At 72.7% G+C, this 15029-nt stretch carries 15 protein-coding genes; 4 read left to right on the forward strand and 11 right to left on the reverse strand.

Translation table 11 applies throughout. From position 1 onward, the window contains the following. A partial coding sequence (locus VFC33_01945; GenBank protein HZR11988.1) for an alkaline phosphatase family protein occupies positions 1 to 1322 on the reverse strand: 1322 nt, incomplete at its 3' end. Positions 1323 to 1418: 96 nt separating this feature from the next. Between VFC33_01945 and VFC33_01950 the strand changes: the two genes are divergently transcribed. Further along, a complete protein-coding gene (locus VFC33_01950; protein HZR11989.1) occupies positions 1419 to 2294 on the forward strand; it encodes a LysR family transcriptional regulator in 876 nt (291 codons plus the stop codon). A 45-nt stretch (positions 2295 to 2339) separates the two neighbouring features. Then, positions 2340 to 3260 carry an alpha/beta hydrolase gene (locus VFC33_01955; GenBank protein HZR11990.1) on the forward strand — a complete coding sequence of 307 codons (921 nt, stop codon included), beginning with the start codon at positions 2340 to 2342 and terminating at the stop codon, positions 3258 to 3260. Positions 3261 to 3268: 8 nt separating this feature from the next. On the opposite strand, the gene VFC33_01960 is transcribed toward VFC33_01955, so the two are convergent. The 8 genes from VFC33_01960 to VFC33_01995 all read right to left on the reverse strand — a co-directional run bounded on the left by VFC33_01960 (position 3269) and on the right by VFC33_01995 (position 9118). Beyond that, positions 3269 to 4489, reverse strand: coding sequence for an amidase (locus VFC33_01960; protein ID HZR11991.1), 1221 nt, complete (start codon positions 4487 to 4489; stop codon positions 3269 to 3271). A gap of 296 nt (positions 4490 to 4785) precedes the next feature. Further along, complete coding sequence (locus tag VFC33_01965; protein ID HZR11992.1) at positions 4786 to 6636, reverse strand: complex I subunit 5 family protein; 1851 nt, start codon at positions 6634 to 6636, stop codon at positions 4786 to 4788. A gap of 1 nt (position 6637) precedes the next feature. Beyond that, a complete protein-coding gene (locus tag VFC33_01970) occupies positions 6638 to 6985 on the reverse strand; it encodes a cation:proton antiporter subunit C (protein HZR11993.1) in 348 nt (115 codons plus the stop codon). 10 nt (positions 6986 to 6995) lie between these two features. Beyond that, the gene (locus VFC33_01975; protein ID HZR11994.1) at positions 6996 to 7736 is read right to left on the reverse strand and encodes an MnhB domain-containing protein; all 741 of its coding nucleotides are present in this window, start codon (positions 7734 to 7736) and stop codon (positions 6996 to 6998) included. 4 nt (positions 7737 to 7740) lie between these two features. Continuing rightward, complete coding sequence (locus VFC33_01980; GenBank protein HZR11995.1) at positions 7741 to 7980, reverse strand: DUF4040 domain-containing protein; 240 nt, start codon at positions 7978 to 7980, stop codon at positions 7741 to 7743. Continuing rightward, positions 7977 to 8285, reverse strand: a complete 309-nt coding sequence (locus tag VFC33_01985; GenBank protein HZR11996.1) for a monovalent cation/H(+) antiporter subunit G — start codon at positions 8283 to 8285, stop codon at positions 7977 to 7979. The genes VFC33_01980 and VFC33_01985 overlap by 4 nt, the downstream gene beginning before the upstream one ends. Before the next feature lie 7 nt (positions 8286 to 8292). Next, positions 8293 to 8550, reverse strand: coding sequence for a monovalent cation/H+ antiporter complex subunit F (locus VFC33_01990; GenBank protein HZR11997.1), 258 nt, complete (start codon positions 8548 to 8550; stop codon positions 8293 to 8295). Between the two features lie 88 nt (positions 8551 to 8638). Next, complete coding sequence (locus tag VFC33_01995) at positions 8639 to 9118, reverse strand: Na+/H+ antiporter subunit E (protein HZR11998.1); 480 nt, start codon at positions 9116 to 9118, stop codon at positions 8639 to 8641. A 77-nt stretch (positions 9119 to 9195) separates the two neighbouring features. Between VFC33_01995 and VFC33_02000 the strand changes: the two genes are divergently transcribed. Further along, positions 9196 to 9768, forward strand: a complete 573-nt coding sequence (locus VFC33_02000) for a hypothetical protein (protein HZR11999.1) — start codon at positions 9196 to 9198, stop codon at positions 9766 to 9768. A gap of 88 nt (positions 9769 to 9856) precedes the next feature. Here the strand turns inward: VFC33_02000 and VFC33_02005 are convergent, their stop codons facing one another. Both VFC33_02005 and VFC33_02010 read right to left on the reverse strand, forming a co-directional pair. Next, complete coding sequence (locus VFC33_02005; GenBank protein ID HZR12000.1) at positions 9857 to 11071, reverse strand: DUF3089 domain-containing protein; 1215 nt, start codon at positions 11069 to 11071, stop codon at positions 9857 to 9859. A gap of 4 nt (positions 11072 to 11075) precedes the next feature. Then, entirely contained in the window at positions 11076 to 12053 is a 978-nt protein-coding gene (locus tag VFC33_02010; protein HZR12001.1) for an aldo/keto reductase, read from the reverse strand. Between the two features lie 239 nt (positions 12054 to 12292). Here VFC33_02010 and VFC33_02015 point away from each other — a divergent pair, with 239 nt between their 5' ends. Beyond that, complete coding sequence (locus VFC33_02015) at positions 12293 to 15028, forward strand: DEAD/DEAH box helicase (GenBank protein HZR12002.1); 2736 nt, start codon at positions 12293 to 12295, stop codon at positions 15026 to 15028. The last annotated feature ends 1 nt before the right edge of the window (position 15029 follow it).

Consider the following 15029-nt stretch of genomic DNA (forward strand, 5'->3'; position numbering starts at 1 on the left):
GCGAGCTTCTGCACCTGCGCCGCGTTCAGCGCGAAGTACTGCTCCATCGACTGCAGCAGCGGCAGCTCGCTCGGGCCCCAGCCGGTCGTGACCGAGGTCGGTCCGGTCGTGCCCGGCGGCGGGTTGACGGGCTGCGGTCCCGGCTTGCCGCTCGCGCCGGTGACGAACGCGAGGCCGGAGACGGCCTTGTGCTGCACCTGGTCGAGCGGCCCGCCGATCCGGTTCTGCACCGTCGTCAGCCACGGCGCCTCGGTCGCCGTGTAACCGGTCGTCACCTCCTGGCCCGTGGCCCAGACGTCGTTGCCGAGCGGCTGGCTGCCCGCGTCGCATGCGTGCCGCAGGCAGGGCAGCCCGAACCCGTCCTCGATCGTGCGCAACAGCGAGTAGTGGCTGTACGGGACGGCCGTGTGCGCGCCGGGGGTGCCGACGAGCGGCGAGAGGACCACCGTCGCGATGTGACCGCCCTGCGCGTTGCCGCAACAGCCGCGGGCGTCGGTGACGTCGGACTCGTCGAAGGTGATGAACAGCGCCCCGTGGTCCTGGTACTCGGGCGAGCTCAGGATCTGGGGCACGTTCTGCGAGAGCCAGGTGTCCGCGGTGCTCAGGCTGCACGACGTCCCGCGGTCGTGCGCGTCGTCGCACGTGTTCGGGACGATCAGCGCGTAGTTCGGCAGCGCCTGGGCGGCCAGGTCGGTCGCGAAGTCGGTGTACGGGACGTCGTGAGCGACGCAGCGCGCGGGCGTCGTCGTGATGTCGGTGCCCACGACGTCCTGGTAGTACACGAACGGGTTGTGCCGGGTCGCGTAGCCGACGAGGTAGGTGTCCTTCGCGCCGACGACGTTCGGGTGCGTGCACGGAGCCGGCATCGACTCCAGGTAGGCCTTCCACGTGTGGCCGGTCAGCTCCATCTGGTCGCCGATGTTCGTGTCGTCGGGCGGCGTGTAGATGCAGCTCGAGTACGCGACGGTCAGGCAGTCGAGCTTGGTGTTCGCGTTCGCGGCGTTGCCGCTCGTCATCGCGATGTAGTTCGTCAGGCTGAAGTGGTCGACGCCGTACATCTGGTCGAGCGTGACGCCCTGGCTCATGAGGCCGGAGAGGTACGGCGCGAGCTGCGGCGTCACCTCTTCCGCGCTGTAGTTCTCGAGCACGATCGTGAAGACGTGCTTGAGCGCCGGCACGGGCGTCGTCGTGGCGGCCGCCGGGCGCGCCGGCGCGGTCGCGCGCGCCGGTGCGGCGCCCGCGGCGGGCGTGGCGAGGACGAACGTCGCGACGGCGAGCGCCGCGACGGCGAGGGCGCGGGAAGCAGTGGCAGGTCGGCGCATGGCGCCACGTTGACCGGGCCGGTGCGGCGTGTCCAATGCCGATCCCGCGTCCGATCCATGCGGCACGCGCATGGATCGGCCTACCGTGGCGGCCCCATGAACCTGCAGCAGCTGCGGTACCTCGTCGCCCTCGCGGATCGCGGGACGATGACCGCGGCCGCGGCGGAGCTGCACGTCTCGCAGCCCGCGCTGTCACGCGCGATCCGGGACCTCGAGCGCGAGCTCGGCGCCACGCTGTTCGAACGGGCCGGTCGCACCGTCGTGGCGACCGCCGACGCGGACGCGGTGCTGGAGCATGCGCGCGTCGTGGTCGAGCGCGTCGACGCGATCCGAGCGAGCGCGCGCACGGTCGCGGGACCGCCGCTCTCCCTGTGCACGACGTCGAGTCTCGAGCTCCTGCTCACGCGCGACGTCATGCCGACCTACGTGCGTCGCGTCGATCACGCCGTCCGTATGGTCCGTGCCGACGGCACCGCCGCGATCGAGGACCGCGTCGTCGCGGGCGACGCGGAGATCGGCTTCACCGACCGGCGCCCCGCCGGCGCGCTCACCGTCACGCCGTTCGTCGAGGAGGACGTGGTCCTCGTGTCGCCGCCCGGCGTCGACCTTCCGGACCCCGTCTCGCTCGACGCGCTCGACGGCATGCGCCTGATCCTGCCGGCGCCGGGGTCGTCACGACGCCGTGAGTACGCCGACTTCTTCGCGTCCCTCGGCGTGCGTCCCGTCGTCGCGCTCGAGACCGACGAGCGGTCGTCGTGGACGACCGCCGTGCTCGCCAACGTGGGGTCGGTCCTGTGGTTCGCCGACAACGCGGAGGACGCCGCGCGGCAGGGCGCGGTCGCGCGGCGGTTCAGACCGGCGATGAGTCGCACGCTGTCGTTCGTGCATCGCGACGGCGAGCTGTCGGGCGCGGGCGCCTCGTTCCTCGACGTCGTCCGCGAGCTCGCGACGGTGACGCCGGCGTCGCGGTGAGCGCGGCATCCGGGTCGTCGCGCCGCACGTGACAAGATCCCTCGCATGACCGAGTCCTCCCGGCGCGTCGGCACGCGCCCTGCGCCGAGCGACCGCGTCGCCCCCGTCCGCGTGACCTTCGACGGTGTGGGCGGCATCGCGCTCGCGGGGGACCGGCGCGGACCGTCCGACGCGCCGCCCGTCGTCTTCCTCCACGGCGGCGGTCAGACGCGCCACTCGTGGGGTGGCACCGCGTCCGCGGTCGCGGAGCGCGGCTGGCAGGCGATCACGCTCGACGCGCGCGGGCACGGCGAGACGGAGTGGCCGCCGAACGGCGACTACCGGCTGTCGAGCTTCGCGGGCGACGTCGAGCGCGTGCTCGAGACGCTCGACCGTCCGGCGGTGCTCATCGGTGCCTCACTCGGTGGCCTCACGTCGATCCTGCTCGTCGGCGAGCGCGCGCCGCGCAACGTCGACGGCGTCGTGCTCGTCGACATCGTCCCCGACATGGAGCCGGCGGGCGCCGACCGCATCCAGCAGTTCATGGCTCGCAACGCGCGCACCGGGTTCGCGTCGCTGGAGGAGGCGGCCGACGCCATCGCCGAGTACAACCCGCACCGTCCGCGCCCGAAGGACCTCTCGGGGCTCGAGAAGAACCTGCGGATGCGCGACGGCCGCTGGTACTGGCACTGGGATCCGCGCTTCATCGGCGGGACCGCCGACTTCCCGCCGTCCGAGATCCACGACGTCCCACGGCTCGAAGCCGCGGTCGACGCGATCCTCGGGCGGGGGCTCCCGATGATGCTCGTGCGCGGACGCGTCAGCGACCTCGTGAGCGAGCAGAAGGCGGCCGCGTTCCTCGCCCGCTTCCCGACCGTCGAGTTCACGGACGTGTCGGGCGCGGGGCACATGGTCGCGGGCGACCGCAACGACGCGTTCACGGTCGCGGTCGTCGACTTCCTGAGCCGTCACCACCCCGCGCGCTAGCCGCGGCGCTACCCGAGCGGGGGCCACACCGGCGCGGTGGGCCACGGTCGCGCCTGCTCGACCTGCGCGGCGACCCGCAGGAGCAGGTCTTCACGCCCGTATGCCGCGGCGAGCTGCACGCCGAGCGGCAGCCCGTCGGCGTCGACGCCGGCCGGCAGCGAGACCGCGGGCTGCCCCGTCGCGTTGCAGAAGCTCGTCAGCGACGCGTACGGCGCGGCGTTGCGGTACATCGCGTCGATGTCGGTCGTGTCGAGCACACCGAGGCGCGGGACGGGGACGGGCATGGTCGGCGTCACCAGCAGGTCGTAGCGTTCGAAGAACGGGCCCAGCGCGTGCCCCGCGTCCTCGAGCGCCTGCAGCCCGCGCACGACCTCGCGTCCGGACGTCGCGCACGCGACGTCGTAGAGGACGCGCGTGAACGGCTCGATGTCGTCCTCGCGCAGCTCGCGCCCGAGCTGCGCGAGGCGGGCGTCGATCTCGGCCGCCATCGGCACCGCCATGACCGTCGTCATGACGAGCCGCAGCGCGTCCACCGGATACGGCGGCGTCGCCTCCTCGACCTCGTGGCCGAGCGACTCGAGCAGCTTGGCGGTCTCGGTGGCGGCCGCCGCGCATGCCTCGTGCGCGGGCGTGCCGTTCGGCAAGACCGTGCTCAGCGCGACACGGCACGCCCCCGCGGGCGCGCCGACCTCCTCGACGTACGGGCGCGCCGGCGGTGGCGTCACGTACGGGTCGCCGATCGCGGGGCCCGTCCCGATGTCGAGGAGCAGCGCGCTGTCGCGGACGCTGCGCGCGAGAACGTGGTTGACCGCGACCGGATACGCGAACGCGGTGCGGCGCGGCGCGTTCGGGGTGCGCGCCCGTGTCGGCTTGAGCCCGACGAGACCGCATGCCGACGCCGGGATGCGGATCGAGCCGCCGCCGTCGTTGCCGTGCGCGACCGGCACCATCCCCGACGCAACGGCGGCCGCGCTCCCGCCCGACGACCCACCGGCCGAGTGCGACAACCGGTAGGGGTTCCGCGTGGGACCGTGCAGGACGGGTTCGGTCGACGCGTTGCGGCCCCACTCGGGCGCGTTCGTCGTCCCGACGACGACGAGCCCGGCCGCCCGGTAGCGCGCCACGACCGCGGAGTCCTCCCGCGCGACGACGTCGGCTTGCAGGCGCGAGCCGCCGGTCGAGCGCATGCCCGCGACGTCGGCGCCGAGGTCCTTCACCGCGAAGGGCACGCCGCCGAGCACCCCGGGCGGGGGGACCGTCGGCCACCTCGGCGAGCGCGGCCTCGATGCGCTGTTCCGTGACGGCGTTGATCACGGGGTTGCGCGCTTCGATGCGCGCGACCGCGGCCTCCACGACCTCGCGCGCCGACACGTCTCCCGCGCGGATCGCGGCCGCGATGCCGGTCGCGTCGTCGCCGTCGAACAGGTCGTCCATGGACGCGGACCTTACCGTCGCCCGCGCTCATGGCTCATTGAGACGTGAGTACCGCCGATCGACGGATTTCGCTCAACGAGCAATCGATCGGTCAGCGCAGCGGGAGGCCGACGAGCGCGCCGATGCCGGCCAGGCCGACGAGCACCCAGGCCGCGTAGTCGCCGATGTGCCCGGAGTGCACGCCCCTGAGCACGCGCAGCGGCGGACCGAACGCGCGTCCGACCAGCGCGACGGGCTGCGGTGCGCGCTCGTGGTACAGACCGGCGAACGCGAACACGACCGCGAGCAGCGCGGACACCGTGCCGAGCACGACGGACGACGCCGTCCACGACACGTCCGGGAGGTGGTGCACGACGGTCGCGGGCGCGGCGGTCAGCGTCTGCGCGATGTACCCGTTCCGGTCGACGAACCGCTGGGCCGCGTTCCCGAACGCCGAGTACCAGCGCGGGACGACGCCGAGCACGAACGACCCCGCGAGCAGGCCGACGATCGCGAGCATCATCGTCGGGGGGTGCCGGGGGATGGTCGTGCTGACGTCGCGCTCCTCGTCGCCGCGTGTCGCCGGCTGTCCCTGACCGTGCGGGCGCGGTCCCGCGGCGAAGTAGATCCGCAAGCCCGCGCGGATCACCGCGCCGCCCGTCACCGCCGACACGATCACGAACAGCGCCGGCCCCCACGGGTACCCCGCCTTCGCGACCGCCTCCTCGGCGACGCCTTTCCCGATCGCGGTCGCGAACGGTGGCAGCCCCGCGAGCGCGAGCCCCGCGAGGAGGAACAGCACACCGGTCAGCCGGTCGTCCTTCCCGCGGCCGTAGAGCTCCCACTCGTCGACGGACCCGTAGCGGTTCAGCGCGAGACCGGCAAGCAGGAAGAGCGCGGCCTTCACCCCTGCGTGACCGGCGACGTACAGTGCCGCGCCCGCGGTGCCCTCGGCCGTCAACGTCGCGACCGCGACGAGGAACAGGCCGACGTGCGCGATCGTCGAGTACGCGAGCAGGCGCTTCACGTGTCGCTGGCAGAAGCACATCGTCGCCGCGACCACCGCGGTGACGAGCCCGATGACGACGAACGCACGCCGGATGTCGTCACCCGGCAGCGTGCCGCCGAACACGATCCAGTAGACGCGCGCGAAGCCGTACAGCCCGAGCTCGACCATCACCCCCGAGAACAGGACGCACACGGAGCTCGGCGCGACGGCGTGCGCGTCCGCGAGCCAGAAGTGGAACGGCACGACCGCGGCCTTCACCAGGAAGCCGCACGAGACGAGCACGAAGCCGCCGACGATCAGCGCATCGGGCTGTTGATGGTCGAGCGCGTGCCCGAGCTGCGCGAGCCCGAGCTGACCGGTGCGCGAGTACAGGACGGCGACGCCGGCCAGCGACAGGTACGCGCCGAGCGAGTTGATGATCCCGAAGTTGAGCGCACCCTGCACGGAGGTCCGGTCCTCGATCTTCAGGCCCGTCAGCGCGTACGCGACTGCGCCCATCAGCTCGAAGAACACGAACATGTCGAACAGGTCGCCGCTGAACGCGAACCCCTGCATCCCGGCCAGGAAGAGCAACATCAACGCCTGGTAGTGCGCGCCTGCGGACTCGAAGTAGCGCCAGCTGTAGAGGAGCGCGGCGGCCATGAGCGCGGCGGTGACCAGCGCGAGCCCGGCGTTGAGGGGATCGGCGACGAGCACGACACCGACGCTGAAGCCGTGCCTGGGCTGCCAGCCGCCGGCCCACGCCACGACGCGGTTCGCGGTCGTGCTCGCCAAGGCGGCACCGTCGATGCCGGCGACGCCGAGCGCGGCGGCGACCGCGAGCGCGTCGCTCGTCCACCGCGGCATCGCGCGGCCGGCGATCAGCACGCACGCGATCACGATCGGGACGGTGATCGCGATCGGCAGCAGGTGCGCGGCGGTGGCGTCGAAGCGCACCGGCGCGACGGCCAACACGTCAGCCCTCGAGGGAGACGAGCTCGTCGGGGTCGACCGTCCCGTGGCGCTTGGCGATCTGCACCGCGATCGCGAGCAGCAACGCGGTGACCGTCGCGCCGACGACGATGTCGGTGAGCGTCATCGCCTGCACGACGGGGTCGACGACGGGCGTCGAGGTCGGCAGCGTCGAGCCGAACACCGGAGCGACCGCGCCCTTCTGATAGCCGACCGAGAGCAGCAGGACGTAGGTCCCGGACTGGCAGACCGACAGCGACACGACCGCGTGCACCAGGTCGCGGCTGCGCACGATCCCGTACACGCCGACGAGGAGCAGCCAGCCGGCGACGAAGTAGGCGTAGTACGTCATCGGATGTCCGTCACCCGCTCTCGTTCGGGCGGATGGCGAGCTCCTGGCGGAGGAACTGCGCGAGCAGCACCACCGTGCCGCACGCGACCTCGATGCCGACCGCGATGCTGAGCAACGGCACGCTCCCGGCGGAGAAGAGCTGGCCGAACGTCCCGTTGGGAAGAAGGTTGGCCAGGAACGCGCCGCCCACCGCGATGCCGGCGAGCCCGAGTCCGGCGAAGGCCGCGGCGCCGAACGCCTCGCCGGCCTCGTAGACGGGCTCGGGCGTGACGCGCCGGAGCGCCGGGTAGCGACCGCCGACGTACAGGAGGTGCGCGCCCGTCGCGAGGACGACGCCGCCCTGGAAGCCGCCTCCCGGCGTGATCGCACCGTGGAGCACGACGTCGAGCCCGACGATCATCGTCACCGCGAGGACGAGGTACGCCGCGAGCCGCGTCGAGTCGAGCACGCGCCCCGTCGCCGGCCCCTCTTCCTCGTGCTCGTGCTCACCCGGACGCAGGAGCACCGCGACACCGACGACGGAGCCGAGCATGATCGTCTCCTCGCCGAACGTGTCGATGCCGCGCTGGTCGAAGTTCACCGCCGAGACCACGTTCGCGGTGCCGTGCTGCACCGCGGCGGGGACCGCGTAGTCGCGGTACGGATGGTGCTTCCCGCCGAACGCGGGCATGTCGAGGAAGACCAGGACGAGCATCGCCGCGACGCACCCGCCCCCGATGATGAACAGCACCATGCGCGTGAGCCGCGTCACCGGGTCACCGCGTCGCCCGGATCTTCCGGATCGCGAGCATCACCATCAACGGGACGATCGCAGCGCCGACCCCGAGCTGCGAGAGCGCGACGTCGGGCGCCTGCAACGCGACGAACAGCACCGTGAGGACGATCCCGAGCACCGACAGCGTGACCGCCTGTCGCTCCGGGTCGTTCGTCATGACGACCGCCGTCCCCGCGACGAGGACGAGCGTCAATGCGATCGCGACGACGACCTCACTCATCGTGGAGCCTCGCGTTCGATCAGGCCCTCGCGCTGCGCGGCGACCCGGCCCGTCGCGGCGGCGAGCGCGGGCCCTGCGAGCGCGAGGAGGAAGACGATGAACAGGATCTGCGCGGTCTCGAGCCCCCAACCGTTCTCGACCGCGAGGGCGAGCCCGACGAGCGGACCGCCGAGCGACGTGATCGGCGTGAGGAAGTGGATCCGGTTGACGACGTTCTTCATGCTCAACGCGGCGCACGCCGACGCGACGGTCACCGCGACACCCGCGACGAGCAACGCACGCGAGACGACGTAGCCGGCCGACACCGGGACCTCAGCTCGACCGCGGGCCGAGCAGCCGCGTGAACACGAGCGTGCCCGCGAACGACAGCAGCACGAGCACGAGCGGGACGACGAGGTACGACGACTGGCTCGCGGCCTGCGCCATGACGAGGAGCGTGATCGTGGCGACCGACCCGGCCAGCTCGAGCCCGACGAGCCGGTCGATCGAGCTTCCCCGCGCGCCGAGCATCAGCGCGGGAGCGAGCGCGCCTGCGAGGAGGGCGACGGCCGCCCACGACCATGCATTCATGGCGGTGTGACCGCGGCCGTCATGGCGGTGTGACCGCGGCCGTCATCGCCGTGTCACCGCGGCCGTCATCGCCGTGTCGCCGCGCCGGTCATCGCGAGACCACCTTGGCGATCGACGGCGCGCCTTCGACGAGCGTGTGGACGAGGAGCTTCCCGTCGTCGGGTCGCGCGTCGACGACGAAGGAGCCCGGCGTCGACGTGACGCACAACGTCGAGAGCGCGCGGTGGGCCGCCGCACGCGCGTCGTCGCCGCGGTCGCCGATGGGGACCGGGCGGATGTCACCGGGCTCGCGCCGGCGCCCGTGTGCGAGCTGCGCCAGCGCGAGCCCGAAGATGCGGGCCGTGTCGGCGACGATCGCGACCGGCAGCGCGACGAGCCATCGCGCCCAGCCGGGCGACGGCGCCCAGCTGCCTCCGCTCACGACACGCGCACCGAGCGTCGCGACGGCCGCGAGGACCGCGCACGCGGACGCGACGGCGAGCTCCGGAGTGCTGACCGACGACAGCGTGAGCACCCACACTCCGAGCAGGAGTGCCGACCAGACGACGACCTCGGTCACGCGCCTCACGCGGCGCCGGACGTACCCCGTGCGCGCGGAGCCGAAACCAGCGTCGGGCGCGCAGGTCGCGGGGAACGATGTGCACCGTGGAGGACACGACGCCGTTGGCCGAGCACCGAGGCGTCGTCCGCGGGATCCTGCGCGACGTGCGCGCGCTCCCGCCTGCCGACGACCGTTCGACGGGCGACGAGCTGCGCACGCGACGCGCCGTCCTGCGCCGTCTGCGGATCGCGTTCGTGTCGCACGCGACCGCCGCCGAACGCCATGTCTGGCGCGCCGCACGCGCGCGCTTCCCGGAGGAGTCGGACGCGATCGACGACGCCCTCGCGCGGAAGCTCGGCGCGGAGCGGAGCATGGTGAAGCTGCAGTGGTTCGGCGACCGGGACACGCTCCGGAACCCGTGCGTCGCCGACCTCGTCGAGTGCATCGACCACTACCTCGCGAACGAGGAGCGGGTCGCGAGCCGTCTCCGCGACGCGATGACGCCCACGGAGCGCGACGCGCTCGCCCGGCGCATCGCGCGCGACCTCCGGTGGGCGCCGACGCGTCCGCATCCCGACCTGCCGTCCGCGCCGAAGCTCTCGGTCGTGCTCGCGCCCGTCGTCGCGATGGTCGACCGCGCGCGCGACGTGCTGGACAGTGTCGAGACCGGGCCCTGATGCTCCCGACCCGGCGGGCTCAGCGTCTCCGCTCTTGGCGCCTGCGGCGCCGGGCCGCTCGGCCACGCTTCCGCTCGCCTCCGCTCGCTCAACCGTGGAACGCGGTACCTTCGGAGCGTGCGAGCGCGACGAGGTTGCCGAGCGCGATGTTCACGTCGACGAGATGCAGGCCCCACGTCGGACCGAGCGTCTGCGTGACGACCGGCCGCGTGTCGTTCGGGTTCGGCGTCGGCGTGATCTGCAGCCACGTCGCGCCGTTGGCCGTCTCGCAGCTCGCGGTGTAGCGGTCGGGGTACGAGACCCACGGCGTCGGCGCGCTCGGGACCGGACCGGACACCGTGCCGATGAGCCCGGGGAAGCGCGTCGTCGTGAAGTAGGGGAGCAGCGAGCCGGATCCGCCCGACGGTGAGGCCGGGTTGACGCACAGGACCTGCAACCCGCTCGCCGACCCGCCGCCGGCGCGCGGGCCGGAACGCGCGCGGCCGAACAGCGAGTTCGGCGGAGGCGGCGAGAGGAAGCTCGAGTACGCGATCACGCAGCCCGTCTGGGTCTGCGTGCGGCACGCGGGCACGTGCTGGAAGTCGCCGCCGACGTCGCGACCCACGGGCACCGTGACGTTGCCGCCGAGCAGCATCGCGGAGACGAGCAGGCGCCGTTCGGACGGGTTGGGGTCGATCTCAGACTTCACGAGCTGGATCAGCACGGCCGACCCCTGCGAGTGGCCGATGAGGACGACCCCGCGGCCGTGGTTGTCGTGCGCGAGGTAGTCGCGCCACGCGGTGAGGACGTCCTGGTACCCGCTCCCGAGCGAGAGCCGCGCGCCGGTCGTCGTGGTCGCGCCCGACGTGGTCGTCGTCGTCGACGTGCGGGACCCGGTCGCCGACTGGATCGCGGCGAGCGTCGCCTGCCGGTACATCGGCGCGTACACCTGGCAGACCTGCGAGAAGCGCGACGCCTGGTTCAGCGCGATCGCCTTCTCCTCGGGGTCGACGTCCAGGTTCGCGACCGGCGTCGGTTGGTCGCTCACCGTCGGGTACACGTAGAAGCAGTCGATGGGCGGGTTGCTCGCCGGTGTCGGGTGCTCGACGCGCGTCGCGCCGTCCGCGGCGACGACCGTGGTCGTCTCGTCGCTGTCGCACGGGTTGCCGGCGAGGCCCGGCCGGCACAGCCACACGACCGACGACGCGCGCGCGTTGCCGGCCGTCGTCGAGGTGCTCTTCGTGCCGGACTTGGACGATCCCGAGCACGCGGCCGTCGCGAGTGCGACCGCGCACGCCACCGCGATCGCCCAGCGCCCGCGCACCGAGCTAGTGCCCCAGTACGGGGTGCGGCACGTAGGGCGCCTCGAGACGCTTCATCTCGTCGGCGTCGAGCGGGAGTCGCTCGGCCGCGAGCGCGTCCTCGAGATGGGACAGCTTCGTCGCGCCGACGATCGGCGCCGTCACGCCGGGCCGGTGCAGCAGCCACGCGAGCGCGAGCTGGGCGGGTGGCACCCCCCGCTCGGCGGCGAGCTCGGCGACGCGTTCGACGACGTCGAAGTCGGTCGGCTGGTTGTAGAGGTAGTCGGTGAACGCGTCCGTGTTGGACCGTGTCGTCCGCCGTTCGCCCTCCCGGCTGCGGTTGCCCGCGAGGACGCCGCGTGCGAGCGGGCTCCACGGGATGACGCCGATGCCCTGGTCGATGCACAGCGGGATCATCTCCCGCTCCTCCTCGCGGTAGACGAGGTTGTAGTGGTTCTGCATCGACACGAACCTCGTGAAGCCTTCACGTTCGGCGGCGTGCTGCATCTTGGCGAACTGCCACGCGTACATGCTGCTCGCACCGATGTACCGCGCCTTGCCCGCGCGCACGACGTCGTGCAGCGCGCCCATCGTCTCCTCGACGGGCGTGTGCACGTCGAAGCGGTGGATCTGGTACAGGTCGACGTAGTCGAGGTCGAGTCGCCGCAGCGACGCGTCGATCGCGGACAGGATGTGCTTGCGCGACAGGCCGCCGCCGTTCGGTCCCGGCGTGACGGGCATGAACACCTTCGTCGCGATCACCGCCTCGTCACGCGACAGGTACTTGCGGACGAGCTTCCCGGTGGCGACCTCGCTCGCGCCGTTCGAGTACGCGTTCGCGGTGTCGAAGAAGTAGATGCCTCCCTCGACGGCGCGGCGAACGATCGGATCGGCGGCGTCCTCGTCGAGCACCCAGGGCCGGTCGCTGTCGTTGCCGAAGCTCATCATCCCGAGGCACACACGCGAGACGCGCATGCCCGTCGTGCCCAGGTTCACCGAGTCCATGGGCGGCCACGCTAGCCATCGGCGGCTCGGTGGTACCCTGGGAGCCGTCTCCCGCTGCCGGCCGCGTTGCGCGGCGCCTGCAGCGGGGTACGGCCCTGGTCGGGCCGGCAACCGGGGAGCGCCCTTCCCCGGATGCGCAGCGTGACGCCGTCGCGCGACGAGAAGCACGTCGAGGCGACACGTCGAGACGGCACGGCGACGTCCGCGGACCCACGCATCGACACGACGAGACGGAACGCATGACCGTCACCACGGACCCGGCGTCGTCGCCGGCGGCACCGATCACGGTGCGAATCATCGGAGGTCGCCTCCATCTGTGCGCGCCCGCGCGCGAGCTGCTGACCGACGGGGCGGCGGGCGCGCCGGTCGAGGCCGCCGGGATGCGGATCGTCCCCGTCCTGCTCGACGACGGAACCGTCGGGCGATGGTGCGGCGCGCCCGTCGTCGGGGCGTTGCGCTTCGTCGACTGGGTGTCGCGCCGGCAGGCACCCGTGGACGTCACGGTCACCGCGGTTGCCGCGCTCGTCGTCGAGGCGGCCGAGCTCACGACCCGTGGTGAGCTGACGCCCGATCTCGCGACCGACACGTCCGCCCGCGAGTGGACGTGGCGCCCGGCGCCGGGTGTCGAGTCCGCCGGTGAGATCGGGAAGGTGTGGTTCCGCGCGACCGAGGCCGTCGACGACGGGGACCCCGACGAGGTCCTCGCCGGCTGGTTCGACAGCATCGTGGGCGAGCTCGCGACCGCGCGGCTCGGCGCGCCGCCGTTGCCGCCGTCCGCCTCCGAGACGAAGGTGCACCGCTGGGCCGACCAGGTCGCGGCGCGCGCGGCCGCGAGCGCGCGCCTGCGGTTCCACGTCGCCGAGCCGGACGACCTGGACGGTCACTTCCTCCTGATCGCGCGGCTCGAGTCGCTCGCCGATCCGTCGGTGGTCCTGCCCGCGTTCGCCACCGACACCGCCGACGCGCTCGGGACTACCCCTCACGACGCCGCCATGCTCGTCGCGCGCGAGTGGGGTCTGGCGCGCCGCGCGTGGTCGCAGCTGCCCGTCGACCCGACGGACACGGTCGTGCTCGACCCCGGTCAGGTCGCGGATCTCCTCGAAGAGGGCGTCACCGCGCTCGACGCCGTCGGCATCGCCGTCCACCTCCCGTCGTCGCTCCTGCCGCAGACGCGACTCGTCCGCCGGGTGGTGATCAGCGGCGGCTCTGCCGGTCTCGACGCGAAGACGCTCGCGTTGACCGGTGAGGTGCTCGTCGACGGCGAGCCGCTGACGGCCGAGGAGCTGACCGCGCTGGCGCGGGCACGCGGCGAGCTCGTCGCCGTGCGCGGCCGCTGGTTGCGCATCGACGAGCAGACGCGCGCCGCGACGCTCGCGTTCGCGAAGCGCGTCGCGGAGGGCGACCCGTCGACGTCGGACGTGCTCGAGATCGCGGCGACGGCCGACGAGGTCGATGCCGCGCACGTCACCGGATGGGTCGCCCGCGCGCTGAGCGGCGACTTCCGGCCGACCGCGGCCGAGCGCGTCGACCCGCCCGCGAGCTTCACGGCGACGCTGCGCCACTACCAGCTCGACGGTCTGGCGTGGCTCGCGTGGTTGGAGGAGAACGAGCTCGGCGGGATCCTCGCCGACGACATGGGCCTCGGGAAGACCGCCCAGGCACTCGCCGTGATCGCGCACGACCTCGCATCCGGTGATCCGCCGCCGACGCCGACACTCGTCGTGGCACCCACCTCGGTCGCGTCGAACTGGATGCGCGAGGCCGCTCGCTTCACGCCTGAGCTGCGTGTCGTCCTGCACCACGGATCCGGACGCGAGGATCCGGCCGCGTACGTCGGCACCGTGGACGTCGTCGTCACGAGCTACGGCGTGATGCGGCGCGACGACGCGCTGCGCGCCATCCAGTGGCACCGTGTGGTGCTCGACGAGGCGCAGGCGATCAAGAACCCGACCACCGCGACGACGCGCGCCGCGCGCAAGCTGAACGGCCGGCATCGTCTCGTGGTGACCGGAACGCCCGTCGAGAACCACCTCGGCGAGCTGTGGAGCCTCATGTCGTTCGCGAACCCCGGGCTGCTGGGTTCGCAGTCCGCCTTCAAGGACCGCTACGGCGATCCGCGCGACACCGACGCGCTCGCTGCGCTCCGGCGGCGCATCGCGCCGTTCGTGCTGCGCAGGCACAAGACCGACCCGGGCATCGCGGACGAGCTGCCCGAGCGGATCGTGGTGCGCGACGACTGCAGCCTCACACGTGAGCAGACGGGCCTGTACCAGGCGGTCGTGAACGACATGCGCGCGGACGTCGCCGACGCGACGGGCATGGCGCGTCGTGGTCGGGTGCTCGCGGGCATCACGAAGCTGAAGCAGATCTGCAACCACCCGGCGACGATCGCGGACGGCGATGCCGACGGCGCGCTCGCGGGGCGATCCGGCAAGCTCGACCGTCTCGTCGCGCTGGTCGACGAGATCGTCGACGAGGGTGAGGCGGTCGTCGTGTTCAGCCAGTACGCGACGTTCCTGCGGCGCGTCGCGGAGCACCTGCGCGAGACGCTCGGCGTCGGGGTGGAGAGCCTCGACGGGAAGATGAGCCGCAAGGCGCGCGATGCCGCGCTCGCGCGGTTCGCGGAGCCGGACGGGCCGCCGGTGCTGTGCGTCTCGTTGAAGGCCGGCGGCACGGGCCTCAACCTCGTGCGCGCGAACCACGCGATCCACTTCGACCGGTGGTGGAACCCGGCGGTCGAGGACCAGGCATCGGACCGCGTGTGGCGGATCGGCCAGACCCGCGGTGTCGTGGTGCACACGTTGGTCTGCCCGGGCACGTTGGAGGAGCGCATCGCCGACCTGCTCGAGCAGAAGCGCACACTCGCGGAGACGGTGGTCGCCTCGTCGCCGGAGAAGATGATCAGCGAGCTCGACGACGCCGCGCTGGCCGCGCTCGTCGAGCTCGACACCGAACGGGCACGGGAGATGGCGTGAC

The sequence above is a fragment of the Acidimicrobiia bacterium genome (assembly GCA_035651955.1).
In the GTDB taxonomy this organism is placed as follows: Bacteria; Actinomycetota; Acidimicrobiia; order IMCC26256; family JAMXLJ01; genus JAMXLJ01.

What these genes read in the sequence shown, in the direction of transcription:
- VFC33_01950 (HZR11989.1), top strand. Translation starts at nt 1,419, where the DNA reads ATGAACCTGCAGCAGCTGCGGTACCTCGTCGCCCTCGCGGATCGCGGG.
- VFC33_01955 (HZR11990.1), top strand. Translation starts at nt 2,340, where the DNA reads ATGACCGAGTCCTCCCGGCGCGTCGGCACGCGCCCTGCGCCGAGCGAC.
- VFC33_01970 (HZR11993.1), bottom strand. Translation starts at nt 6,985, where the DNA reads ATGACGTACTACGCCTACTTCGTCGCCGGCTGGCTGCTCCTCGTCGGC.
- VFC33_01980 (HZR11995.1), bottom strand. Translation starts at nt 7,980, where the DNA reads ATGAGTGAGGTCGTCGTCGCGATCGCATTGACGCTCGTCCTCGTCGCG.
- VFC33_01990 (HZR11997.1), bottom strand. Translation starts at nt 8,550, where the DNA reads ATGAATGCATGGTCGTGGGCGGCCGTCGCCCTCCTCGCAGGCGCGCTC.
- VFC33_02010 (HZR12001.1), bottom strand. Translation starts at nt 12,053, where the DNA reads ATGGACTCGGTGAACCTGGGCACGACGGGCATGCGCGTCTCGCGTGTG.
- VFC33_02015 (HZR12002.1), top strand. Translation starts at nt 12,293, where the DNA reads ATGACCGTCACCACGGACCCGGCGTCGTCGCCGGCGGCACCGATCACG.